Consider the following 1,556-nt stretch of genomic DNA (forward strand, 5'->3'; position numbering starts at 1 on the left):
TTCAAAATTGCCTGAGCCAGCGGATGTTGCGAACGAGACTCCAACGCTGCTGCCCCAGCCAAAATCAGAACTTCAGAATAGCCATTGAGCGCAACAATATCGGTAACTTCCGGTCGCCCGAGCGTTAGCGTGCCAGTCTTGTCCATGGCAATTACTCGTACCTTGGCGAGATTTTCCATATGCACGCCACCCTTCATCAAAATACCATTGCGCCCTGCAGTACCGATGGCGGCCACCAGCGTGATCGGTATCGAAATAACCAGTGCGCAAGGCGCAGCGGCCACGATAAATACGGTGGCACGGAGCAGCCATTCCTGCCAAGGCAACCCGAATAATGGTGGTAGCACAGCAATCAATACGCCTGCCGCAAGCACGGACGGACTGTAGCGCTTACCGAAACGTTCGATGAAGCGCTGGCTCCGCCCTTTGCTTGCCTGGGCTTCTTCCACAAGATGGATAATGCGGGAAAGCGTGTTGTCAGCAAATGTCTTGGTTGCGCGCACAGTCAATGAACCTTCACCATTGATCGTGGCCGCAAATACCTTAGCGCCTACCACTTTTTCTACAGGTAGTGATTCACCAGTGACTGGGGCCTGGTTGACGTTGGAACGACCTCCTGTCACATCGCCATCAGTCGCAATAGCCTCACCGGGCAGCACTATAAATAAATCTCCAACGCGGAGTTGTTCGACAGGTATACGTAATTCCTGGTTCTCCCGTAGAACTAAAGCTGTTTTGGGAGCGAGATCCATTAACGCACGAATCGCGTTCCTTGCGCGTTCAGCGGTGTAACCTTCCGCTGCCTCGGATATGGAATAGAGGAAGACCAACATGGCAGCTTCTGCCCATTGGCCCATCAATCCTGCAATAATTGCAGCGGTCGCCATCAGCATTTCGATACCGATTTCGCGTTCTTGTACAAGCGATTCAAATGCTTCGCGACCGAAGTAATAACCACCGGTAACAACAGCAATCAGATAAATAATGGTTTGAAAAGGTAGCGGCAGGCCAGCATAGCCGCCAGCAAATCCAAACAGCAGCAAAAGTCCAGAGGTGACAGAGGTGACGACCTGTGGATTACGCCATGGGCTCGGCATCTGAACACCTGGTAGGGCGCAGCTGGGACAAGCCATTACTCGCCCCCCGTAGTTAATTCGGTATTTTGACTACCCACACGACACCGACCGTCTTCACGGAGACACATACGCTCACGGAAACGTGCCAGATCTGCGGTATATATACCGTTGTTGTCAGGCAACTCTTTTAACACCTGATAAAGCGTTTCCAGAAACTGAATCCCTTGCACCAACCGGTGATATACCCAACGCCCTTCCTTCTCCGACGTTAACAGCCCGGCCTGTCGGATGATTTTCAGGTGTTTGGAAAGTTTGTATTGCGGCTCCAGCAGGCTATCCACCAGTTCACACAAACAGGTTTCTTCGCCCGTCACGGCAAGCAAACGCATGATGCGTACCCGTGTTTGATCAGCCAGGGATTGAAATACTTCTTGAGGTTGTATGTTTATTAGATGCATAGTTGCACTATAATGCAACTAT

The 1,556-nt window shown here is 51.3% G+C and carries 2 protein-coding genes; both read right to left on the reverse strand.

The window, feature by feature from the left end; genetic code table 11:
• A partial coding sequence (locus tag EDC63_RS18415) for a heavy metal translocating P-type ATPase (protein ID WP_223248315.1) occupies positions 1 to 1,097 on the reverse strand: 1,097 nt, incomplete at its 3' end.
• A 35-nt stretch (positions 1,098 to 1,132) separates the two neighbouring features.
• Complete coding sequence (locus EDC63_RS18420; protein ID WP_124946931.1) at positions 1,133 to 1,534, reverse strand: ArsR/SmtB family transcription factor; 402 nt, start codon at positions 1,532 to 1,534, stop codon at positions 1,133 to 1,135.
• Between the last annotated feature and the right edge of the window lie 22 nt (positions 1,535 to 1,556).

The organism is Sulfurirhabdus autotrophica (assembly GCF_004346685.1).
Lineage (GTDB): Bacteria > Pseudomonadota > Gammaproteobacteria > Burkholderiales > SMCO01 > Sulfurirhabdus > Sulfurirhabdus autotrophica.